We start from the raw sequence: 20,612 nt of genomic DNA, 5'->3' as shown, positions 1-20,612 counted from the left end.
CCCGGCCATTGGCCTAAGATAGCGATTGAGGCCGCATGTTCAATGCGAGAGTAGCCGGGTCCTGAAAGGACGGTTTACCGTCGCGCTCCAGTCCGTTCCGTGACCGGCCAGAGGCGCGGCCACCAGGGTCCCGCCGCGCCAGACCGCGGGCGAGGCCAAAAGCGAGCTTCGTGGCAGCCCGGTCGCGCGCCAGTCGGGGCACAGCGCAAGCCCCGCCTCGCCCAGCGCCCGGATCTCTTCGCCCCCCGTAGCCGGCCCCGCGAGGCGCCAGCGCCCGTCCCACAGCGTACCGATAGGCGCGGACAGCCCCGCCACCGCGGCTAGCTCGCGCCCGATCCGAAGCAGCCCGGCCTCGCGGATCAGAAGACAGCCCTGCAGCGTGGTGCGCGGCGCGATCTCGAGACGGGCAAGTGTGGCGGCCAGCGCCCCGGCCCGGGGCGGGTAGTCGGCGCCCGAAACCCAGGCCAGCGCGCCCAACAACAGCCGCCGCCCGATCTCGGCGGGAAGCGCCACGCGGGCGGCCTCGTCCAGCACCACATCGCCCGCCTCCTCCACAGCGATCCGCGCGGCGGCCTCGGCGGTGCAGGCGTCAAGGGCGGCACGGGCCGAACCCAGCCGGGCGGCCGTCGCCGCCAGCCCCTCGGCGTCGATCCCCAGCGGGGCCAGCAGCGCCAGCGCCTGCCGCACCCGGACCCGGTCGAAGCGCGGGTCGTCATTCGAGGGATCCTCGGCCCAGCTCTGCCCGCGCTCGGTCAGAAAGGCGCGCAGATCGGCGCGCGGGATATCGAGGAAGGGGCGCAGCCAGGTGACGCCCAGCGCCTGCCGTTCGGTCGCCATCGCCGCCAGCCCGTCGACCCCGGCACCGCGCGCGAGCCGCATCAGCACGGTTTCGGCCTGGTCGTCGCGAGTATGGGCAAGCGCGACGCGGTCGATGCCCCGCGCCAGGGCCCAGTCCGCGATCAGCCGCATCCGCGCGCGCCGCGCGGCATCCTGCAGGTTGCCGCGGCCGTCCCAGCCCTGCCAGACAAGTGTGCTGTGGGGGACCCCGAGGCGCGCGCAGATCGCGGCCACGCTCCGCGCCTCGTGGGCCGCCTCGGGGCGGAGCCCGTGATCGACAGTGACAGCCAGGACCGGCGGACCCGAGGGCCGCGCCGCCGCCGCCAGCAGAAGTGCCAGCGAATCCCCGCCGCCCGAGACCGCGACGGCCAGCGGCGCCGCGCCGGGACAGGCCCGGGCCAGCGCCGCCTGCAGCGCCGCGGCGCCCGGGCTCAGTTGCACCCGGCCGAGGCCATCACAGCCCCCGCCTGCTGCGCCTCGCCCGAGCCCGAAAAGCGCGTCCGCACCTCGCCAAGCGTCACGCAGGCTTCGCGGGTCTGGCCCAGGTCCTTGAGCGCAAGCCCAAGCTTCAGAAGGGCCGCAGAGGCGCGCGGCCCCGAAGGGCTGCCCGAGAAGCTTTCCAGATAGGCGCGCGCGGCCTGCGAGGTGTCGCCCGAGGCCGACAGCGCCTCGCCGCGCAGGAACTGCGCCTCGCCCGCCAGCGGGCTGCCCGGATAGGTGTCGCCGAACCGGGCGAAGATCTCGGCCGCCTGGGCGTTCTGACCGGCCTCGAGCGCGGCCTTGCCGGCGTCGAAATCGGCACGCTCGCCAATGGCCAGTTCCATCCCGTCGGCCGCGTCCGGCGCCGGCGTGATCATCGGGGCGGGCGCGGCCGAGACCGACCCGCCGCCCAGCGTCGAGGTCTGGCCAAGCTTCGAGACGTCGCCGCCCTCAAGCTCGACCAGCCGGAATTCCAGATCGCCGATCCGGCGGGTGCCGTCATCGACAACCGTCTGGATGCGGTGTTCCAGTTCCTCGGTCTTCGAGGTCAGACGCTGCAGCTGTTCCTCGATGGCATCGAGCCGCTGCAGGGCCGAGCCGCCCCCGGCCGAGCCCATGGCCCCGCCGGTGGTCGACAGCTCGCGCTTGAGCCCCTGCACCGAGACATTCAGCACCGTCAGTTCCTGGCGGATATCCGCCAGGGTTTCGTCGCGCGACTGGGCGGAGGCGGGCCCGCCCGCCGCCAGCCCCAGAGCCACCGTCAGGGCAAGCGCCGCAATCCGCATCATCGCGTCCTCCTCAGAACCCCGCGCCCGCGGCCAGCACGGTCACCGCGCGCCGGTTCTTGGCGTAGCAGGATTCCTCCGAACAGATCGCGATCGGGCGTTCCTTGCCGTAGGTCACGGTCTGCAGCCGGTTCGGCGAGACGCCGCGCGAGACCAGGTATTCCTTGACCGCATTGGCGCGGCGGGCGCCCAGCGCCAGGTTGTATTCGCGGGTGCCCTGTTCGTCGGCATGGCCCTCGATGGTGGCCGAATAGGCGGTGTTCTGGTTCATCCAGTTGGCCTGGCCGTCCAGCGTGACGGTTGCGTCGGGCGAAAGGGTGCTCTGGTCGACCAGGAACAGCACGCGGTCGCCGATGGTCTGGTTGAAATAGGCCACCGAGGTCGGGTCGCTGGGCGAGCCATTGGCGCCATAGGCCCCTCCGGCGCCCCCGGCGCCACTGGCCGACCCGAAGCGGTCGGCATTCGAACAGGCAGACACGGCAAGCGCCGTCATCAGCAGGATCGACGTGGTAATGCGGGTCATTCAGGAAATCCTTTTTTCGGATCGTCGCCGGCAAGGCCATCCTACCAGCGGCATTGGATGAGGGAAACGCGCCCGGGGCTCCGGGCGCGTCTTTCGGGTCTCAGGGTTGAAGCGGAGACCAGGACGGGTCGGAGCCCTGTCCCTGATAAGGGACCTTGCGCAGGTTCCGCCCGGTGATGTCGACGGTGTAAAGCCCCGGCGCCCCGGCCGCGCCCGCGGTTTCGCGGGTGAACATGATCACCCGGCCGTTCGGCGCCCAGGTCGGGCCCTCGTCGAGGAAGGACGCGGTCAGCAGGCGTTCCTCGGACCCGTCGGTCCGCATCACGCCGATATGGAACCGGCCCTGATTCTGCTTGGTGAAGGCGATGTAATCGCCACGCGGCGACCAGACCGGAGTGCCATAGCGCCCCTGCCCGAACGAGATCCGGCGCGGCTCGCCGCCATTCGCTGGCATCACGTAAAGCTGCTGCGTGCCCGAGCGGTCGGACTCGAACACGATCTGGCTGCCATCGGGCGAAAAGCTGGGCGCGGTCTCGATCGAGGGCGCGTCGGTCAGCCTGCTGCGGCGACCCGATTGCAGGTCAAGCTCGTAAAGGTCGGTATTGCCCCCTTGGGACAGCGAGAACTGCACCCGCCGGCCGTCGGGGGCAAAGCGCGGCGCGAAGGTCATGGTGCCGGGCTGATCGTCCAGCACCCGGCGCTGGCCGGTGGCCACGTCCAGCAGATAGATCCGGGGAAAGCCGCTTTCATAGCTGGTATAAAGCACGCGGTCGCCCGTGGGCGAGAAACGCGGCGCGATCACGATGGAATTGGCGTCGGTCAGCGCCTGCATGTTGGCGCCGTCGTAATCCATGATCGCCAGTTGCTTGGCGCGTTCGTTCTTGGGGCCGCGCTCGGCCACGAAGACGACGCGGCTGTCGAAATAGCCGCCCTCGCCGGTGATCCGCGCATAGACCTGGTCGGCCACCTTGTGGGCCACCCGGCGCCAGCTGCCGGTCGCGCCGCCGAATTGCAGCCCGTCGCCCAGCGGCGCCTGCGCATAGACGTCGTACAGGCGGAACTTGACGCTGAGCCGCCCCGAGCCGTCGACGCTGACCGCGCCGGTGATCAGCGCCTGGGCGTTGATCGCCTTCCAGTCGGCATATTGCACCGGGCTGGCAAAGCTCGTGACCGTCGACAGGAAGGCCTCGCGCGGGATCTCGCGGAACAGGCCGGTGCCTTCCAGATCGGCGGCGATCACGCGGGTGATGTTCTGCGCATATTCGGCGGCGGCCGCGTTTTCGGCCACGAATTCGGGCACGGCGAAGGGCAAGGGCTCGATCACCCCTTCGTCGATCACGATCCTCAGCGGACCGTTCTGAGCCTGCGCCGGCAGCGCGGCATGTCCAAGGACCAGCGCCAGGATTGCGGTCAGAAGGCGCAGCATCATCGAATCCTCATCTTTCCGGGGTCGAAGGTCATCTCGATCTGACGCCACTGGTCGTATTTCTCGACCGGCAGCGGGAAACCCGACGACCCGCACATCACTATGGCGCGGCGCGCCGATTCGTAGGTCTGGCGTGCGGCGGATTCCGATCCGCCGGTCCAGGAAATCATCCGGATCGACCCGATATTGGGCTTTCCGGTCTCTTCCATGTCCACGCCGAGAACGACCGAGGTCTGCATCGCCTCGGTCGAGAGCGAACCGACGTTCCAGCAGCGCGAGACCGACACGCGCAGCGCATCGCGTTCGCCCGCGGTCAGGGGCGGGCCGCTGGCCGCGCGCCCGGCCCCGCCGGTGCCCTCGGGGGCGGCGGCGGGCTCCGACAGCGCATCGGCAACGGCGCCCGCGACGGCATCGGCCAGGCTGTCCTCTTCCGAGGCGGTCTCGGCGGGGGCATCGGGCTCTGCCGGGGCCTGAGGTGCGGCGGCGGTCTCTGCGGGCGGCGGGGTCTCGCGCGGGGGCGCTGCGGGCCGGTTCGGGCGGTTCCGGGGCCGGGGCGACGAGGCCATGGCCAGCCCGGTCTCGGGCCGTTCCTCGGCCTCGGTCACGGTCTGGGTGGCGGCCTCTTCGGGCGCGGCCTCGTCGGCCTCGGGCGTGGGCCGCTCGGCGGCCGGATCGGGGCGGGTGGCCTCGGACGGCTGCTCGGCCACGACCGCGTCCTCGGGCGGCGGCGCCGAAGGTTCGGGCGCGATCCGGGTCGAGGGGCGCGGCGGCGCGGTATCGGTCACCGGCGCCTCGGGGGCTTCGGGGATCTCGGGCGCCTCGGGCGCGGTCACGGTCTCTGCCACATCGGCCTCGGCGGGCGGCTCCAGCGCCTCGGGCGCGGTGTCGGGCTCGGCCGCGGCCTGCGGCGGGGGCGGTTCGGGACGCTGGGGGCGCGCCTCGGGCGCGGGTGCGGGACGCGGCGAGCGCGGCAGCGACGGGGCCTCCGGCGCGTCGACCTCCTGCGACGGCGTCGGCGCCGCGGCCGGAGCCGTCAGCGCCGCGAACTCGTCGCCGGACAGGATCGTCACGTCGGTCACCTCCATCGGCTTCGGCGGCGGGGCGTCGAACAGCCCGGACAGCATCACCCAGGCGATCAGACCCAGATGCGCGCCCCCCGAGATATAGGTCCCGGTGTTCATGTTGCGGCCCTACTCGCTCCGCCCGTCGAGGGTCGGCCCGCCGGTATCGGTCACCAGACCGATATTGCGGAAGCCCGCGGAATTGAGCGCGCCCATCACCTGCACCACACGTTCATAGGGGATGGCGCCGTCGGCGCGCAGATAGACCTTGTCGTCCTCGCGCTCGGCGGCCACCGCCTTCAGTTTCGGGATCAACGCGTCCGAGGCCACCTCGGTTTCCTGCAAAACGATCTTGCCGTCCGCGGTCAGCGTGACGGTCAGGGGGGCCTCCTGTTCGGAGGGCAGCGCGCTGGCGGCGGTCTTGGGCAATTCGACCGGTACGCCCGCGGTCAGCATGGGCGCCGCGACCATGAAGATGATCAGCAGCACCAGCATCACGTCGACCATGGGCGTGACGTTGATTTCGGACATCGCCGCGGGATGGCGGCGGTGGCCGCGCACCCGCCGTCCACCCGAGCTTTTGCGAGGGGTCAGGCTGCCACCCATGGCTCAGGCGTCCAGCTGGCGCGACAGGATGGTCGAGAATTCGTCGGCAAAGGATTCATAGCCCCCGCCCAGCCGGTCGCTGTCTGCCGACAGCTTGTTGTAGAAGATCACGGCCGGGATGGCGGCCAGCAGCCCCAGCGCGGTCGCCACCAGCGCCTCGGCGATGCCGGGCGCCACGACGGCGAGGTTGGTGTTCTGCTGCAGCGCGATCTGTTCGAAGGCGTGCTTGATGCCCCAGACCGTGCCGAAGAGCCCGACGAAGGGCGCGGTCGAGCCCACCGTCGCAAGGAACGACAGCCCGGCATTCAGGCTGTCGGTCTCCTTGGCGATGGCCACGTCCATCGACCGATCGATCCGGGCGGCGGCGCCCGCGATCAGCTTGCCGTCCTGACGGTGGCTGCGGCGCCATTCCATCATGCCCGCGGCAAAGATCCGTTCCGGCGCGGCCTGCGGTTCGGGGCCGATCTTGTCGAACAGCTCGTCCAGCGGCTCGCCCGACCAGAATTCCTCGTCGAAGCGCGCGGCCTCGGCCCGGGCCTTCCGGTAGGTGATGATCTTCTGGATGATGATCGACCACGACCAGAACGAGGCCACGATCAGCAACAGCATCACCAGCTTGACCGTGATGGTCGCGCGCAAGAAAAGGGCGAGCAAGGAGAAGTCAATCTCCTGCGCCATCGCAAGGGTATCGGTATCCATTCTGCCTGCTCGTTGGAAAGGGCCGGTTCGTCCGGCCCGCGTTACACCGGACGCTAGCGCGTTTTAAGGGGGATTGCCAACACAACCGCGTCAGCGCGGGGCCTCGCCTACCCGGTTTCGAGGCTTCGGCGAAACTCTGCCGGAAGCCGCGCCGGTCGCCCCTCGGGACCCAGCGCAGCCAGCGTCACCCGGGCCTCGAACAACCGCGTGTCGCCACGCAGAACCGCCTGATCCAGCACCAGCCGCGCGGCCGTCGCCCGCACCAGATCGGTCTCGACCGTCAGCAGGTCGTCGAACTTCGCCGGGCTCAGATAATCGGCCTCGACCCGGCGCACCGCGAAGACGATGCCGGTTTCGGCCTTCAGCCGCACCTGATCAAGCCCGATCCCGCGCACCCATTCCGACCGGCCGCGTTCTATGAACTTGAGGTAATTGGCATAATAGACGATGCCGGCAAGGTCGGTGTCCTCGTAATAGACGCGGACGGCAAAGCGGTGGGTCATGTATCCTGCGCGAGTGTCTGCCCGAGTGTCTGCCCGAGTGTCCGGCCGATCCGGGCGGCGAGGCGCAGCGCGTGGCTGGCATCCCGGGCGACCGTCGGCATCGCCGGGTCATAGCCTGCCCGGATGACCGCCGCAATCTCCGGTCGCAACACCAGCGTACCGCCCGGCATGCGGGCCAGCGGGCTGCGCTCGGCGAAGGCGGTGTCGGACCACAGCAGGATCGTCTGGACCATCTGGTTGAGCGCGATCGATTCCGCCGGAACCCGGGCCAGATCCGCATCCATCCGCACGAAGACGAAGGCGGCGCGGATCGCGCCATCCTCGTCGAAGCGGAAAAACCGGTACTGGTTTGCGCCCGCCGCCTGCAACCGGCCGACCCGGCGCACCAGATCGGGCACCAGCCGGTCGAGATGGGGCACCCGGACCAGCTCCAGCCAGTTCTCGAAGAAGAAGACGATGAGGTTGGACCCGAGGTCCGGGTCGGTTTCGGTCAGTTGGTGCCCGGCCAGCGAAACCACAGCCTCGCAGGCGCCCTTGAAGGTCGCCAGCGTCGCGTCGTCGACCCCGAAAACCACCGGCGCGATGGGCCGTCCCCAGCGCGCGAACAGATAGTCGCCCTCGGAGCGGGTAAAGAGCGCGGTCACCTCCTCGGGGGTCATCTCGGTCTCCTTTCGGCATCTGTCGCGGCCGCCGTCGTCAGGAACGCAAGACGGGGCGGCAGCCGGGGCCCGTCAGGCGCCTTCGTCGAACAGGTCGGTCTGGGCGGTTTGCCCGGCCGGGCGCGGCGCCGCAAGACCCAGATGCGTCCAGGCCTTCTGCGCCAGCATCCGGCCGCGCGGCGTCCGCTGGATCAGCCCCTGTTGCAGGAGATAGGGCTCGATCACTTCTTCCAAAGCGTCGCGCGATTCCGATAACGCGGCCGAGAGCGTTTCGATGCCGACCGGGCCGCCGCCATAGTTCTCGGCAATGAGCCTGAGATAGCGCCGGTCGGCGCCGTCGAGCCCGACCGCATCGACCTCCATCCGGGTCAGCGCATGGTCGGCCACCTTGCGGGTGATGCGCCCGTCGCCCTCGACCAGCGCGAAATCGACGACCCGGCGCAACAGCCGCCCGGCGATCCGGGGGGTGCCCCGGGCGCGGCGCGCGATCTCGCGGATGCCCTCGGGATCGGCGGGAATGCCCAGCAGGCGCGAGCCGCGCGCCACGATCTCTTCCAGTTCGGGCACGGTATAGAATTGCAGCCGGACCGGAATGCCGAACCGGTCGCGCAGGGGCGTCGTCAGCAGGCCCAGCCGAGTGGTCGCGCCGACCAGCGTGAAAGGCTGCAGCTCGATCCGGACGGTGCGCGCGGCCGGACCCTCGCCGATCACCAGATCGAGCTCGAAATCCTCCATCGCCGGGTAGAGGATCTCCTCGACGACGGGAGACAGCCGGTGGATCTCGTCGATGAACAGCACATCGCGCTTTTCCAGATTGGTCAGGATCGCCGCAAGGTCCCCGGCCTTGGCCAGCACCGGCCCCGAGGTCATGCGGAAATTCACCCCAAGCTCGCGCGCGACGATCTGCGCCAGCGTGGTCTTGCCCAGCCCCGGCGGCCCGTGGAACAGCGCATGGTCCATCGCCTCGCCGCGCTGGCGCGCGCTTTGCAGGAAGACCCGCAGATTGGCCCGCGCCTCGGCCTGGCCGATGAAGGCGTCAAGCGTCTCGGGGCGCAGCGCGCGGTCGGAATCCTCGGGGCGCGCCTCGGGGCGCAGCATGGGGTCGGGTTCGGTCATTCAGTCAGCCTTCAGTCCGCCTTGGGGGCCAGCAGCTTCAGCGCCGCGCGGATCAGCGTCTTGGTGTCGGCCCCGGGGGTCTCGCCCGCGGCCCGCGCCACCGCCTGGGCGGCTTCGGACGGAGCATAGCCGAGATTGCCCAGCGCCGACAGGGCATCGGCCTGGGCCGAAACCGACGTCGAAACCGGGGCCTGCGGGCGCGCCGCGGGCGCAGGTGCTGCGGGGCCGGGTTCGATCACCGCCCCGGCCGCGGGCTCGGGCGCGAGGCGGCCGCCCAGCGCCATCACCGCGGGGGCCTTGTCCTTCAACTCGTTGACCACGCGCTGGGCGATCTTGGGGCCGACGCCGGGCGCGGCCTTGATCGCGCCCCAGTCGCCCAGCGCGATGGCCCGGCCGACGCCCTCGGCCCCAAGCGTGCCGAGGATCGCCATCGAGGCCTTCGCCCCGATCCCCTGCACCCCCATCAAAAGCCGGTGCCATTCGCGGTCATGCAGCGTCGGAAAGCCGTAAAGCTGCAACAGATCCTCGCGGACCAGCAGGTCGGTATAAAGCGCGACCGCCTCGCCCGGCCCCGGCAGCCCCATCAGGGTGCGGTCCGAGACATGCACGACATAGCCCACGCCGCCGACATCGATCATCACCTGATCGGCGCCCTTGTGGATCAGCCGTCCGGCCAGCCGCCCGATCATGCGCCCGCCCGGGCCAGCGCCGCCGCCAGCCGCGCGCCCCCCGCCAGATGGTGGGCGTGACACAGCGCGATGGCCAGCGCATCGGCGGCATCGGCCCCGGCGATCTCGATGCCGGGAAATTGCAGCCGCACCATATGGTCGATCTGGCGCTTGTCGGCATGGCCGACCCCGACGATGGCTTTCTTGACCGCGTTGGGCGCGTATTCGCCGACTTCGAGCCCGGCCTGCGCCGGCACCAGCAGCGCGATGCCCCGCGCCTGCCCCAGCTTCAGCGTGCCGGCCGCGTCTCGGTTGACGAAGGTCTGTTCGACCGCCGCCGCCTCGGGGGCGTAGCGGGCAACGATCTCGGTCAGCTGGATGTGCAGCGACAAAAGCCGCTCGGCCAGGGTCTCGCCCGAGGAGTGGCAGATGCCGTTCGCGATGTGACCGAGTCGGCTGCCCCGCTGGTCGATCACCCCCCAACCGGTGTTCCGAAGGCCCGGGTCGATGCCCAAGACACGCATGGCTGCCCCATTTCTTGTGGCTTTTCGGACGCAGTAGCACGAAAAGCGAACATCGGCCAGACGGAATGCGGCCGGGCGGTTTCATGCCCCATCGCGGCACCGGCCGCGCCCGCAGTCCGGAAACGGCCTCTGGAGGTCGGAAAGCGACCAGACGGGGAAGCGGTTTTTCCCATTTATGACGGGGAATTGGCCGCCCGTTTCCGACATGCGCCCAGCGCATGCGACGCATGCATAATTGCCCGCTTGCGCACCACATTCCGGACGAATAGCTGCGCTTTTATGCGGTCGACGAACGACCAGCAGCGACGGAAGGACCTTCACGATGGCCATGTTCGAACTCTCGCATCCGCAACCGGCCGGCCTGCTGGCGACGGCCCCGCGTTTGGGTTTTGTCACCACCCTTGTCGCCCGGGTTCAGGCCTGGGACGAATTGCGCCGCACGCGCAAGGCGCTGTCGCGGCTGAGCGATCGGGAACTCGACGATATCGGCCTCTGCCGCGGCGACATCGACACCCTTCTGCGGTGAGATCGGCGCGCCCTGCGCCAAGGGAACGGATCAGGTCGGCGGCGGTCAGCGCCCCCGGCCGAGCAAAGCCGAGACCCCGCGCGCGACCCAGCCCGTTGCCGGGTCGATCTGCATGACGGCAGCCGCCGCACGCTCGACCGGTGTGCGGCTTTCGGCCAGGGCCAGACGCTCGGCATAGGCCGGGGCGCCGATCTGGACGAGGATACCTACCTTCACCAGCGTGACCGTCGCGGCCATGACGCCAAGCGACCGCCACAGCGGAAGATTCAAGGCATGGCGCGGCCGTCGCAGCGCGGCCATTCGGGATGTGTCAGCGGTCTCGAAAGCGCGGCCCGAGCGGTGCATCTCGGCCACCCGCTGCAACCGGTTTTGGAAGTCGCGATATTGGGGATCCTGCATCGCCCTCTCCCGCATCGGCCAAGTTCGGCCATGATGCCGGGAGAAAGCGGCAATATTGCGGCTCAGGCCCTGCGCTTCAGGACACAAAGCGTGGTCCAGTCGCCGATCTGTTCCGCCCCCTCCAGTTCGAGACCCGAGGCCGCGTAGGCTGCGGCCACCTCCTCGGCCTGCTCGTTCAGCAGCCCCGACAGGATCGCGATCCCGCCCGGCGCCAGTTGCGCCGCGATGTCGGGCGCCAACGCGATCAGCGGCGCCTTGAGGATATTGGCGAAGATCAGCCCGTAGGGCGCCGCGGCTGCCAGCTCGGGATGCTCGAACCCCGCCGCCTCGATGCAGCGGATGCGCCCCGCCAGCCCGTTCGCCGCCACATTGGCCTCGGCGACCTCGACCGCCACCGGGTCGATGTCGGAGGCGAGGATCGGCACCTGCCACAGATGCGCCGCCGCCATCGCCAGAACGGCCGTGCCGCAGCCGATATCGGCCACGGCACCGGGGGCCAGCCCGGCCTCGGCCAACCGGTCGACCGCGCGCAGGCACCCCAGCGTGGTGCCGTGATGCCCGGTGCCGAAGGCCATCGAGGCCTCGATCAGCAGCGGCACCGGCCCCTCGGGCACGCGGTCGGCATCGTGACTGCCATAAAGGAAGAACCGCCCGGCCTGAACCGGCGCCAGATCGCGCCGGACCTTGGCGACCCAGTCGGTCTCGGGCACCTCGGACACGGTGAAGGGCCGCGCCCCGTGCACCATCGCCAAAAGCGCCAGCCCGGCCTCGTCGGGGGCCTCGGTGAAGAAGGCGCCCAGTTCCCACAGGCCCGAGCCGTCCTCGATCTCGAAGACGCCGACGCCGATGGGTTCGGGGTCCATCCGCGACTCGATGGCCTCGGCCAGAGCGTCGGCGGCCGCTTTCGCGGTCAGCGTGGTCAGCGCGGAATAGGTGGGCATCGGGGCGGCCTTTCGGATGGGCTGGGATCAGGTGGGCTGGGATCAGGGCCCAGCGCCTAGGCCGCGCCGACGGTCTGGTCAAGCGCCTCGATCACCCGGTCGGCCAGCAGGTCGGGCGCGACCGAGGAGTCGAGCCGGATCACCGGACAGGGCAATTCCTCGAGCCAGAGCTCGTGCTTGACCCGGCTGCGGCCGGTGAAATCGGGACTGTCATAGCCCATCGCGTAGTCGATGAAGGCCCGATAGGCATGGGCCATGGCGCCTCCGGGCTGGATCGCGGCACCATGGCGCTGGCGCTCGCGCCGCCGCAGGCGCGCCAGCCGCAAGGCAGGCGACACGGTCAGGAACACCACATGGGTGAAGCGCGGGATCAGCGCATCGCCCCAGCCGCCCAGCGAGCCTGTCAGGATCCAGTCGGAACGCGGCACGAACAGCGCCTGCATCAGCGCGACGCGCTCGGCCGGAGACCGCTTGGCCGCGAAGGGGGGATCGGAGGGCCGCCAGTAGAAATCGTCGCTGTCGAAGACCTGAGAGGCCAGCCGCGTGGCCAGCACACGCCCAAGCGTCGAACAGCCCGCGCCGCTGGCTCCGGTGATGTGAATGCGCGTGCCCACTTTCCTCTCGGATCAGGCCTCTCGGATCAGGCGCCTGTTCCCCCCGGACAGCTTACGCCCGTGCCCCCGAGCCCGCAATAGCCGCCCGGGTTCTTGGACAGGTACTGCTGATGATAGCCTTCGGCGTAGAAGAAGGGCGGCGCCTCGCGGATCTCGGTGGTGATGGCGCGGTGGCCCGCCGCCTTCAGCCGCGCCTGATAGGCCGCGAGGCTGGCCTCGGCCGCCGCCTTCTGGTCGGGCGTGTGGACATAGATCGCAGACCGGTACTGGGTGCCGCGATCATTGCCCTGACGCATGCCCTGGGTCGGGTCGTGCCCTTCCCAGAAGGTGCGGAGCAGACGGTCGAGCGAAATCTCGGCCGGGTCGTAGACCACGCGCACCACCTCGGCATGGCCGGTGCGGCCGGTGCAGATCTCTTCATAGGTGGGGTTCGGCGTAAAGCCGCCCGCATAGCCCGCCGCCGTGATCCAGACGCCCGGCAGCTTCCAGAAGAGCCGCTCGACGCCCCAGAAACAGCCCATGCCGAAGACGATCTCCTGCATCCCCTCGGGAACCGGCGCCTGCAGCGGCCGCCCGAAGACGTGATGGGTCTCGGCGGTGGCGATCGGCTCGGGACGGCCTTTCAAAGCCTCGTCCTCGCGCACCATATCGGTCTTTCGGCCCAGAAGGGAAAACATGCTCGCACCTCCGTTCTTTTGCACCACAGACGATATAGGCGGCCCGCGACGGCCGCCTATGGGGCAGATCTGGAATTGAAGGAATTTTGAACGGATCGCAGGTTTGACGCTAAAGCAGAACCACCAGCGCGAGCGCAAGGCCCGCCACGAAGACCGAGGCCGCCGCCCCCAGCAGCAGCGGGCGCAGGCCCTTTTGCCGGAGCTTGCGGATATCGGTTTCCAGCCCCATCGCCGCCAGTGCCACGGTCAGCAGGAACGAAGCCGTCAGCGCCAGCCCGTGCTGCGCCGCCTCGGGCAGATCGAGCACCGAGTTGACCCCGACCATGGCCAGGAACCCGACCACGAACCAGGGCATCGGCGCGGCGCCGTCGGCGGGGGCATGGCCGCGCCACCGGCCGACCCGGGCCAGCGCCAGGATCAGCGGGGCCAGCAGGATCACCCGGCTCAGCTTGGCCACCGTCCCCGCCTGCCCCGCCGCATCGCCCAGCGCGAAGGAGGCGCCAACGACCTGCGCCACCTCGTGGATCGAGGCCCCCGCCCAAAGCCCGTAGGCCTGAGGCGTCAGATGCAAGGCGGTCCCGATCAGCGGAAAGCTCAGCATCGCCGCCGATCCGAAGACGGTGACGCAGGCGATGGCATAGGCCACATCCTCGTCCGACCCGCGCGTGACCGTGTTGCAGGCCAGCACCGCCGAGGCGCCGCAGACCGAGGTGCCCGCCGCGATCAGCTCGCCCAGCCGCCGCTCGACCCCCAGAAGCCGCGCCATCGCCTTGGTGAAGAGGAAGGTCGAACAAAGCGTCACCGCCACGATCCCAAGCCCCACCGGCCCGACCGCCGCCAGCTGGCCCAGCGTCAGCTGGACCCCCAACAGCACGATGGCCAGCCGCAGCAGCCGTTTCAGCGAGAAGGCGATGCCCGGGGCGGCCAGCGGCACCGGGCCGATCCCGTTGCGGATCGCCATGCCCATGACCATCGCCAGCACCAGCGGGCTGAGCGCGGGGATGCCCAGCGCGCGGTGCAGCCCCAGTGCCACCAGCGCCAGCCCCCCGGTCAGCGCGAGCCCGGGCAAAAGCCCGGCGCGGTCGATCCGGGCCAGCCCGCGCGGGGCGCTGTCGAGGGGGGTGTCGGTCATGGGTCTGCCTTTCCGTTGCCGTGGGCGGCAGGCTGGACCGGCACAACCGTTTTATCCAACGGATTGTTTGGATGCTTTCGTTCGATTTTGCTAATCTATCAGCGTGCCTGTAAGACCGATGCCATGACCCTCGAGCAGATCCGCATCTTCCTGGCCGTCGCTGAACGCCAGCATGTGACCCGCGCCGCCGAGGCGCTGAACCTGACCCAGTCGGCGGTGTCGTCGGCGGTGGCGGCGCTGGAGGCGCGGCACCGGGTCCGGCTTTTCGACCGGGTGGGGCGTCGGATCGCGCTGACCGAGGCCGGGCGGCGCTTCATGGACACCGCCCGCGCCCTGCTGGCCGAAAGCGAGGCGGCCGAGCTGATGCTGGCCGATCTGGGCCAGACCATGCAGGGTCGGCTGCGGATCTGGGCCAGCCAGACCGTCGGGTCCTACTGGCTGCCGCCCCGGCTGGCGGCGCTGCATGAAACCCATCCCGGCGTCGCGATCTCGTTGAAGATCGGCAACAGCGCCCAGGTCGCCCGGGCGGTGGCCGAGGGGACCGCCGATCTGGGCTTTGTCGAGGGCGAGGTCGATGCCCCCGACCTGCTGACCCGGGTGGTCGACCGCGACGCGCTGGCGCTGGTGACCCGTAGGGGCCACCGGCTCGCGACCGGTCCCGCCCCCGACCGCGCCGCCTATCTGGCGCAGGACTGGGTCGTGCGCGAACCGGGCTCGGGCACCCGCGCGGCCTTCGAGGATCATCTGGCGGCGATGGGGCTGAGGCTGGCCGATCTGAGCCTCGCGATGGAACTGCCGTCGAACGAGGCGATCCTCGCGGTGGTCGCCGAAAGCGATTATGCCAGTTTCCTCTCGGCGGGCGCGCTCGCCGCCCATGTCCCGGCCGGGATCTCGTTTCGCGAGGTGGACTGGACGGCACGGCCTGAACGGGCCTTTTCGGTCCTGATCCACCCCCGGCGTTATCGCAGCCGCGCGGTCGAGGCGCTGTTGACCCGGATCGGCGACGCCCGATGACGCTATTCGGCGGCCGCCGGGGCGAGGCGGGCAAAGACCGTCTCGTTGCCCGGGGAGGGATGGCGCGGGATCATCAAAGCCAGCACCAGCGAGGTTGCCGCCATGCCCGCCGCCAGCAGGAACACGCCCCCCGGCGAGGTCACCCAGAGATAGCCAAGCGCCGCGGGCAGGAAGACCGCCGCGATATGGTTGATGGTGAAGGCCACGGCCGCGGTCGGGGCGATGTCGCCCGGATCGGCGATCTTCTGGAAATAGGTCTTCAGCGCGAAGGCCAGCGCGAAGAACATGTGGTCGATCACGTAAAGCGTGGCGGCCAGCACCACGCCCCAGCCCAGATAGTAGATCCCGCCATAGGCCAGGAAGACGCAGATCAGCCCGGCATATTCGAAAACCAGCGCCGGCCGCTCGCCCCAGCGCGCGACCGCCTTGCCCATCAGCGGCGCGAAAGCCATGTTGGCCAGGAAGTTGATCAGGAACAGCGCGGTGACCTCGTTCACCTCGAAGCCGAAGCGTTCGACCATCATGAAGGCGGCAAAGACCGTGAAGATCTGTCGCCGCGCCCCCGACATGAATTGCAGCAGGTAGTAAAGCCAGTAGCGCCGCCGCAGGATCAGCCGCTTGACCTGCGGGTTCGGCGCCTCGAATTGCGGATAGGCCAGGAGACAGAACAGCGCCACGACGGCCGTGAACCCGCCCGAGGCGAGATAGACGAAATTGTAGGACAGATCGAAGGTCTTCCAGGTGACGACCAGCAGCCCATAGGCCAGAAGCGCCGCCGCCGACCCCGCCGCCATCAGCCAACCCAGCGTCTGCGGCGCCTTGTCCTTGGCGATCCATTGCAGCTGCAGCGACTGGTTCACCGTCTCGTAGTAGTGGAACCCGATCGAGCTGAGCATGGTGATCGTGAGGATGCCGCCCAGCGAGGGGAACCAGGCAGTGACCGCCGTCGCCGCCCCCAGAAGAAGCAGCGACACGACCCCCAGCACCTGTTCGCGCATGAACAGGATCAGCGCGATCACCCCGATCGCCAGAAAGCCCGGCACCTCGCGCACGGTGTGCAGCCAGCCGATCTCGACCCCGGTGAAGCCCGCGGCCTCGATGACGAAATTGTTCAGAAGCGCCGACCAGGTGGCGAAGGCCACGGGCATCGCGAAGGCCATCACGAACAGAAGCGACACCGGCCGCCGCCAGAGCGGCAGCGTGCCGGCGGCATCGAGGCGGAGGGGGGAAAAACGCAAGGTCATCGTTTCCCCATATCCCTGAAATCCCGGTCTGGCGAGACGATTCCGGTCCCGTCCCGCGGGCCGTAAAGGGCTGACCCAGATCAAGGCAGGCCGGGCCGGGCCGGGGCAGAACCCTTGCCCAGGGAGAGAGGAGATCTGCATGGATATCGTCCAGCTGGTGGAGCGCATCGGCGAGGGACCGACAGCTGCACTGTTCGGCCTGATCGCCGGGGGGATTTTCGGGGTCGCGGCGCAGCGCTCGGCCTTTTGCCTGCGCGCGGCGGCGGTCGAGGTCGCGCGTGGCCAGCTTGGCGCCCGGCTGGCGGTCTGGCTTCTGTGCTTCTCGACCGCGCTGGTCTGGGTCCAGGCGGCCGAGCTGTCGGGCCTGATGCGGTCGGGGGATGCGCGGATCATGGCGGTACCGGGCTCGTGGTCGGGGGCGATCGCGGGGGGGCTTCTTTTCGGCATCGGCATGGTGCTGGCGCGAGGCTGCGCCGGACGGATGCTGGTGCTGGCCGCGACCGGCAACCTGCGCTCGGTCGTCTCGGGGCTGATCTTCGCCGTGGTCGGGCAGATGAGCCTGCATGGCTGGCTCGCGCCCTTGCGCGACCGGATCGCTGGGCTTTGGGTCACGGCGGGCGGGCGCAACAGCGATCTGCTGGGCGGGTTCGGCCTGCCGCGCGAAAGCGGGCTGGGGCTTGGCCTGATGATCGCGGTGCTGGCGCTGTATCTGGCGCGGCGCAACCGGATCTCGTTCCGCAAGCTTGTCTTCGGGGCCGGGGTGGGCTTTGCCGTGGCGGTCGGCTGGGTGCTGACCTTCGGGCTCTCGCAGGTCGCCTTCGATCCGGTGCAGGTCCAGAGCCTGACCTTCACCGGCCCCTCGGCCAACACGCTGATGTTCTTCCTCGAACGCCCGGCGGTCCTGCAATTCGACATCGGGCTGGTGCCGGGCGTGTTCCTGGGCGCCTTCGCCGCCGCCTGGGTCGGCGGCGATCTGCGGCTGCAGGGCTTCGAATCCGAGGTCAACATGCGCAAGGCGATGATCGGCGCGGCGCTGATGGGCTTCGGGGGGATGCTGGCGGGCGGGTGTTCCATCGGGGCGGGCGTGACCGGGGCCTCGATCTTCGCGGGGACCGCCTGGCTCGCGCTGTTCAGCATGTGGCTCGGCGCGATGGCGACCGATTACCTGATCGACCAGCCGCACGGCGCCGCGCGCCCGGTCTGAGCCTCACATGAAGCTTTGCGGGTCGATATCGACCGCAAGCCGCAGGTTCGGCGGCAGCTTGACCGGCGCGATCCAGTCGGCGATTGCGGCCTGCAGCGGCACGCCCTTCGGTGCCTTGACCAGCAGCCGGACCCGGTGGCGGCCGCGAATGCGCGCGACCGGCGCGGGCGCCGGGCCGAAGACCTGCGCCCCCACCCGCCTGAGCGCGCCGTCATTGCGCGCAAGCCACGTGCCCAGATCGAAGGCGGGTTTCGCCTCGGGCGCCGAGAGGATGATCCCCGCCATCCGTCCATAGGGCGGCACACCCGCCGCCCGGCGTTCCTCGGCCTCGGCGCGCCAGAAGCCCTCTTCGTCGCCGGTCAGGATCGCCCGGATCACCGGATGCTCGGGCTGATAGGTCTGCAACAGCGCCAGCCCCCGCTCGGCCCCGCGCCCGGCCCGCCCCGCGACCTGGCGCATCAGCTGGAAGGTGCGCTCGGCCGCGCGCAGGTCGGACCCCTGCAGGCCCAGATCGGCATCGATCACGCCGACCAGCGTCAGCAGCGGAAAGTTGTGGCCCTTGGCGACCAGCTGGGTGCCGATGATGATATCGGCCTCGCCGCCCGCGATGGCCTCGATCTGGGCCTTGAGCGCGCGGGCGGACCCGAACAGGTCGGACGACAGCACCGCGACCCGCGCCTCGGGGAACAGCGCCACCGCCTCTTCGGCCAGCCGCTCGACCCCCGGCCCGACCGGCGCCAGCTTGCCCGCGACCCCGCAGGAGGGGCAGGTTTCGGGAATGGGCTTCGTCTCGCCGCATTGGTGGCAGACCAGCCGCTGCTGGAAGCGATGCTCGACCATCCGCGCGTCGCAATGATCGCAGCCGATCATGTGGCCGCAGGCGCGGCAGACCGTCAGCGGCGCATAGCCCCGCCGGTTCAGGAACAGAAGCGACTGCCGCGAGGCCCCGAGCCGCGCCCGAACCTCGGCTTCGAGCGCGGGCGAGATCCAGCGCCCGGGTGCCGTGTCTTCGGCGCGCATGTCGATGGCGGCCATCTCGGGCAGGGTCGCGGTGCCGAACCGCGCCGCCAGATCGAGCCGCGCGTATTTTCCCGCATCGGCATTGGCCCAGCTTTCCAGCGAGGGCGTGGCCGAGGCCAGCACCACCTGCGCCGAACAAAGCGAGGCCCGCAGCACCGCCATGTCGCGCGCATTGTACAGAACCCCCTCCTCCTGCTTGTAGGAACTGTCATGCTCCTCATCGACAACGATGAGGCCAAGATCCTGAAACGGCAGGAACAGCGCCGAGCGCGCGCCCACCACAAGCTGCGCGGCGCCCTCGCCCGCCATCCGCCACAGCCTGCGCCGCTCGACCGAGGTCACGCCCGAATGCCATTCGGCGGGGCGCGCGCCGAAACGGGCCTCGACCCGGGTCAGGAACTCGGCGGTCAGGGCGATCTCGGGCAGAAGCACAAGCGCCTGGCGGCCCTGCCGCAGGCAGGCGGCAACGGCCTCGAGATAGACCTCGGTCTTGCCCGAACCGGTCACGCCCTTCAGAAGCGTCGTGCCATAGCCCCCCGAGGCAATCCCCGCGCACAGCGCCTGCGCGGCCGCTGCCTGATCCTCGGCCAGCGCCTTGCCGGGCCGCGCAGGATCGAGCCGGGGATAGGGCCGGTCGCGCGGCAGATCCTCTTCCAGCACCGCGCCCGAGGGCACCAGCCCCTTGACCACCCCGGCCGAAACCCCGGCCTCGGCCGCCAGTTCCGACAAGGTGAAGGACAGCCCGCCGAAGGCCTCCAGCACCTCCAGCACGCGGGCGCGCGGCGGGGTCATCCGGTCGGGCTGGCCCTCGCCCCGGCGGTAAACCCTAAGCGCGCCCGGCGCCTCGCCCAAGCCCGGCGTCCGGGTGGCAAGCCGCAGCATCAACGACAAGGGCGTCAGCGTGTAGTCGGCCGCCCGGGTCAGAAAGGCCCGCATCTCGTCCCGCATCGGGACGGCATCCAGAACGCGGCCGACCCGGCGCAGTTTCGCGGCATCGAAGCCGCCCTCGCCCGGCCCCCAGACCACCCCCATCACCCGGCGCGGGCCCAGCGGCACCTCGACATAATCGCCAAGCCCGCAGCCCCCCTCGGGCGCGAGATAGTCGAGCACCCGGCCCAGCGGCTGCGCCGTCAGCACGCCCACCCGCGCCCCTTCGGGAAAAACCTCCCTCATGGCGTCGTCCCGCCCGGCCGGGGTTTCGGCCCGGCCCCGCATCGGCTATCACCGGCGCGACCGATTGCAGCAAGGCCCGGGGAGGCTTTCATGAAATTCTTCGTCGATACCGCCGATATCGAGGCAATCCGCGAACTCCACGATCTGGGGATCGTGGATGGCGTGACCACCAACCCCTCGCTGATCCTGAAATCGGGCCGCGACATCCTCGAGGTCACGAAAGAGATCTGCGATCTGGTCGACGGCCCGGTCTCGGCCGAGGTGGTGGCGACCGGCGCCGATGCCATGATCGAGGAAGGCCGCAAGCTGGCGCAGATCGCGTCCAACATCGCGGTCAAGGTGCCGCTGACCTGGGACGGGCTGAAGGCCTGCAAGACGCTTTCCGGCGAAGGGCACATGGTCAATGTCACGCTGTGTTTTTCCGCCGCGCAGGCGATCCTTGCCGCCAAGGCCGGTGCCACCTTCGTCTCGCCCTTCATCGGGCGGCTTGACGACATCAACCTCGACGGTCTGGACCTGATCGCCGATATCCGCACGATCTACAACAACTACGACTACAAGACCGAGATCCTCGCGGCCTCGATCCGCTCGGTCAACCATATCAGCGAGGCCGCCAAGATCGGTGCCGATGTCGTGACCGCGCCGCCCGCGGTGCTGCAATCCATGGCCGCGCATCCGCTGACCGACAAGGGGCTCGCCGCATTCATGGCCGACTGGCAAAAAACGGGGCAGAAAATCCTCTGAGCCTGGTGTATCCTGCCTCAAAACACGACACATACGA

General features: G+C 69.8%; 23 protein-coding genes. 4 read left to right on the top strand and 19 right to left on the bottom strand.

Translation table 11 applies throughout. The annotated features are described in order from the left end of the window. Positions 1-39: 39 nt before the first annotated feature. The 12 genes from tilS to ruvC all read right to left on the bottom strand — a co-directional run bounded on the left by tilS (position 40) and on the right by ruvC (position 9,887). Entirely contained in the window at positions 40-1,278 is a 1,239-nt protein-coding gene (gene tilS / locus EV657_RS11995) for a tRNA lysidine(34) synthetase TilS (protein ID WP_243837570.1), read from the bottom strand. Beyond that, on the bottom strand, positions 1,269-2,102 hold the full coding sequence (gene ybgF, locus EV657_RS11990) for a tol-pal system protein YbgF (RefSeq protein WP_134078078.1): 834 nt from the start codon (positions 2,100-2,102) through the stop codon (positions 1,269-1,271). Before ybgF ends, tilS begins: the two co-directional genes overlap by 10 nt. 13 nt (positions 2,103-2,115) lie before the next feature. Then, positions 2,116-2,625 (bottom strand): peptidoglycan-associated lipoprotein Pal, encoded by a 510-nt coding sequence (gene pal, locus EV657_RS11985; protein ID WP_075785434.1) that lies wholly within the window; start codon positions 2,623-2,625, stop codon positions 2,116-2,118. A gap of 100 nt (positions 2,626-2,725) precedes the next feature. Further along, entirely contained in the window at positions 2,726-4,051 is a 1,326-nt protein-coding gene (tolB, locus tag EV657_RS11980; protein WP_165828091.1) for a Tol-Pal system beta propeller repeat protein TolB, read from the bottom strand. Next, positions 4,051-5,232 (bottom strand): energy transducer TonB, encoded by a 1,182-nt coding sequence (locus EV657_RS11975; RefSeq protein ID WP_134078008.1) that lies wholly within the window; start codon positions 5,230-5,232, stop codon positions 4,051-4,053. Before EV657_RS11975 ends, tolB begins: the two co-directional genes overlap by 1 nt. A gap of 9 nt (positions 5,233-5,241) precedes the next feature. Further along, the gene (gene tolR, locus EV657_RS11970; RefSeq protein WP_075785432.1) at positions 5,242-5,718 is read right to left on the bottom strand and encodes a protein TolR; all 477 of its coding nucleotides are present in this window, start codon (positions 5,716-5,718) and stop codon (positions 5,242-5,244) included. A gap of 3 nt (positions 5,719-5,721) precedes the next feature. Further along, positions 5,722-6,417 carry a protein TolQ gene (tolQ, locus tag EV657_RS11965; protein WP_075785431.1) on the bottom strand — a complete coding sequence of 232 codons (696 nt, stop codon included), beginning with the start codon at positions 6,415-6,417 and terminating at the stop codon, positions 5,722-5,724. 107 nt (positions 6,418-6,524) lie between these two features. Beyond that, positions 6,525-6,920 carry a tol-pal system-associated acyl-CoA thioesterase gene (gene ybgC, locus EV657_RS11960; RefSeq protein WP_113669305.1) on the bottom strand — a complete coding sequence of 132 codons (396 nt, stop codon included), beginning with the start codon at positions 6,918-6,920 and terminating at the stop codon, positions 6,525-6,527. Further along, the gene (locus EV657_RS11955; protein ID WP_075785429.1) at positions 6,917-7,579 is read right to left on the bottom strand and encodes a hypothetical protein; all 663 of its coding nucleotides are present in this window, start codon (positions 7,577-7,579) and stop codon (positions 6,917-6,919) included. Before EV657_RS11955 ends, ybgC begins: the two co-directional genes overlap by 4 nt. Before the next feature lie 72 nt (positions 7,580-7,651). Continuing rightward, positions 7,652-8,695 (bottom strand): Holliday junction branch migration DNA helicase RuvB, encoded by a 1,044-nt coding sequence (gene ruvB, locus EV657_RS11950; protein WP_075785428.1) that lies wholly within the window; start codon positions 8,693-8,695, stop codon positions 7,652-7,654. Positions 8,696-8,706: 11 nt separating this feature from the next. After that, positions 8,707-9,384, bottom strand: coding sequence for a Holliday junction branch migration protein RuvA (ruvA, locus tag EV657_RS11945; protein WP_134078007.1), 678 nt, complete (start codon positions 9,382-9,384; stop codon positions 8,707-8,709). Further along, on the bottom strand, positions 9,381-9,887 hold the full coding sequence (gene ruvC / locus EV657_RS11940; protein WP_075785426.1) for a crossover junction endodeoxyribonuclease RuvC: 507 nt from the start codon (positions 9,885-9,887) through the stop codon (positions 9,381-9,383). The genes ruvA and ruvC overlap by 4 nt, the downstream gene beginning before the upstream one ends. Before the next feature lie 322 nt (positions 9,888-10,209). Between ruvC and EV657_RS11935 the strand changes: the two genes are divergently transcribed. Further along, entirely contained in the window at positions 10,210-10,413 is a 204-nt protein-coding gene (locus EV657_RS11935) for a DUF1127 domain-containing protein (RefSeq protein WP_113669307.1), read from the top strand. Positions 10,414-10,458: 45 nt separating this feature from the next. On the opposite strand, the gene EV657_RS11930 is transcribed toward EV657_RS11935, so the two are convergent. From EV657_RS11930 to EV657_RS11910, 5 genes are all read right to left on the bottom strand, one after another. Beyond that, positions 10,459-10,812 carry a hypothetical protein gene (locus tag EV657_RS11930; RefSeq protein WP_134078006.1) on the bottom strand — a complete coding sequence of 118 codons (354 nt, stop codon included), beginning with the start codon at positions 10,810-10,812 and terminating at the stop codon, positions 10,459-10,461. Between the two features lie 62 nt (positions 10,813-10,874). Beyond that, positions 10,875-11,753, bottom strand: coding sequence for a 50S ribosomal protein L11 methyltransferase (locus tag EV657_RS11925; protein ID WP_075785423.1), 879 nt, complete (start codon positions 11,751-11,753; stop codon positions 10,875-10,877). 56 nt (positions 11,754-11,809) lie between these two features. After that, positions 11,810-12,367 carry a P-loop NTPase family protein gene (locus EV657_RS11920; protein WP_134078005.1) on the bottom strand — a complete coding sequence of 186 codons (558 nt, stop codon included), beginning with the start codon at positions 12,365-12,367 and terminating at the stop codon, positions 11,810-11,812. A gap of 26 nt (positions 12,368-12,393) precedes the next feature. Continuing rightward, positions 12,394-13,044 (bottom strand): peptide-methionine (S)-S-oxide reductase MsrA, encoded by a 651-nt coding sequence (gene msrA / locus EV657_RS11915; RefSeq protein ID WP_113669310.1) that lies wholly within the window; start codon positions 13,042-13,044, stop codon positions 12,394-12,396. 109 nt (positions 13,045-13,153) lie between these two features. Further along, positions 13,154-14,176, bottom strand: a complete 1,023-nt coding sequence (locus tag EV657_RS11910; protein WP_134078004.1) for a YeiH family protein — start codon at positions 14,174-14,176, stop codon at positions 13,154-13,156. Between the two features lie 123 nt (positions 14,177-14,299). Between EV657_RS11910 and EV657_RS11905 the strand changes: the two genes are divergently transcribed. Beyond that, on the top strand, positions 14,300-15,190 hold the full coding sequence (locus EV657_RS11905) for a LysR substrate-binding domain-containing protein (RefSeq protein WP_113669312.1): 891 nt from the start codon (positions 14,300-14,302) through the stop codon (positions 15,188-15,190). Positions 15,191-15,192: 2 nt separating this feature from the next. Here EV657_RS11905 and EV657_RS11900 read toward each other — a convergent pair whose 3' ends face one another. After that, entirely contained in the window at positions 15,193-16,350 is a 1,158-nt protein-coding gene (locus EV657_RS11900; RefSeq protein WP_243837581.1) for an MFS transporter, read from the bottom strand. A gap of 223 nt (positions 16,351-16,573) precedes the next feature. Here EV657_RS11900 and EV657_RS11895 point away from each other — a divergent pair, with 223 nt between their 5' ends. Beyond that, the gene (locus tag EV657_RS11895; protein WP_113669314.1) at positions 16,574-17,638 is read left to right on the top strand and encodes a YeeE/YedE family protein; all 1,065 of its coding nucleotides are present in this window, start codon (positions 16,574-16,576) and stop codon (positions 17,636-17,638) included. A 3-nt stretch (positions 17,639-17,641) separates the two neighbouring features. On the opposite strand, the gene EV657_RS11890 is transcribed toward EV657_RS11895, so the two are convergent. Next, complete coding sequence (locus tag EV657_RS11890) at positions 17,642-19,831, bottom strand: primosomal protein N' (RefSeq protein WP_134078002.1); 2,190 nt, start codon at positions 19,829-19,831, stop codon at positions 17,642-17,644. Positions 19,832-19,921: 90 nt separating this feature from the next. Between EV657_RS11890 and fsa the strand changes: the two genes are divergently transcribed. Next, on the top strand, positions 19,922-20,575 hold the full coding sequence (gene fsa / locus EV657_RS11885) for a fructose-6-phosphate aldolase (RefSeq protein ID WP_113669316.1): 654 nt from the start codon (positions 19,922-19,924) through the stop codon (positions 20,573-20,575). Positions 20,576-20,612 lie beyond the last annotated feature (37 nt).

This window comes from Rhodovulum visakhapatnamense, assembly GCF_004365965.1.
In the GTDB taxonomy this organism is placed as follows: domain Bacteria; phylum Pseudomonadota; class Alphaproteobacteria; order Rhodobacterales; family Rhodobacteraceae; genus Rhodovulum; species Rhodovulum visakhapatnamense.
This window is presented reverse-complemented; position numbering and strand designations above follow the sequence as displayed.

Bases quoted from the DNA above. Each gene is read 5' to 3' on its own strand.
- EV657_RS11935 (WP_113669307.1), top strand. From the start codon at position 10,210: ATGGCCATGTTCGAACTCTCGCATCCGCAACCGGCCGGCCTGCTGGCG.
- EV657_RS11890 (WP_134078002.1), bottom strand. From the start codon at position 19,831: ATGAGGGAGGTTTTTCCCGAAGGGGCGCGGGTGGGCGTGCTGACGGCG.
- EV657_RS11925 (WP_075785423.1), bottom strand. From the start codon at position 11,753: ATGCCCACCTATTCCGCGCTGACCACGCTGACCGCGAAAGCGGCCGCC.
- ybgC (WP_113669305.1), bottom strand. From the start codon at position 6,920: ATGACCCACCGCTTTGCCGTCCGCGTCTATTACGAGGACACCGACCTT.
- ruvB (WP_075785428.1), bottom strand. From the start codon at position 8,695: ATGACCGAACCCGACCCCATGCTGCGCCCCGAGGCGCGCCCCGAGGAT.
- tolB (WP_165828091.1), bottom strand. From the start codon at position 4,051: ATGCTGCGCCTTCTGACCGCAATCCTGGCGCTGGTCCTTGGACATGCC.
- fsa (WP_113669316.1), top strand. From the start codon at position 19,922: ATGAAATTCTTCGTCGATACCGCCGATATCGAGGCAATCCGCGAACTC.
- ruvC (WP_075785426.1), bottom strand. From the start codon at position 9,887: ATGCGTGTCTTGGGCATCGACCCGGGCCTTCGGAACACCGGTTGGGGG.
- EV657_RS11955 (WP_075785429.1), bottom strand. From the start codon at position 7,579: ATGACCCCCGAGGAGGTGACCGCGCTCTTTACCCGCTCCGAGGGCGAC.
- EV657_RS11905 (WP_113669312.1), top strand. From the start codon at position 14,300: ATGACCCTCGAGCAGATCCGCATCTTCCTGGCCGTCGCTGAACGCCAG.
- EV657_RS11895 (WP_113669314.1), top strand. From the start codon at position 16,574: ATGGATATCGTCCAGCTGGTGGAGCGCATCGGCGAGGGACCGACAGCT.
- EV657_RS11910 (WP_134078004.1), bottom strand. From the start codon at position 14,176: ATGACCGACACCCCCCTCGACAGCGCCCCGCGCGGGCTGGCCCGGATC.
- msrA (WP_113669310.1), bottom strand. From the start codon at position 13,044: ATGTTTTCCCTTCTGGGCCGAAAGACCGATATGGTGCGCGAGGACGAG.
- EV657_RS11900 (WP_243837581.1), bottom strand. From the start codon at position 16,350: ATGGCCTTCGCGATGCCCGTGGCCTTCGCCACCTGGTCGGCGCTTCTG.
- EV657_RS11975 (WP_134078008.1), bottom strand. From the start codon at position 5,232: ATGAACACCGGGACCTATATCTCGGGGGGCGCGCATCTGGGTCTGATC.
- EV657_RS11930 (WP_134078006.1), bottom strand. From the start codon at position 10,812: ATGCAGGATCCCCAATATCGCGACTTCCAAAACCGGTTGCAGCGGGTG.
- tolQ (WP_075785431.1), bottom strand. From the start codon at position 6,417: ATGGATACCGATACCCTTGCGATGGCGCAGGAGATTGACTTCTCCTTG.
- ruvA (WP_134078007.1), bottom strand. From the start codon at position 9,384: ATGATCGGGCGGCTGGCCGGACGGCTGATCCACAAGGGCGCCGATCAG.
- tolR (WP_075785432.1), bottom strand. From the start codon at position 5,718: ATGGGTGGCAGCCTGACCCCTCGCAAAAGCTCGGGTGGACGGCGGGTG.
- pal (WP_075785434.1), bottom strand. From the start codon at position 2,625: ATGACCCGCATTACCACGTCGATCCTGCTGATGACGGCGCTTGCCGTG.
- ybgF (WP_134078078.1), bottom strand. From the start codon at position 2,102: ATGCGGATTGCGGCGCTTGCCCTGACGGTGGCTCTGGGGCTGGCGGCG.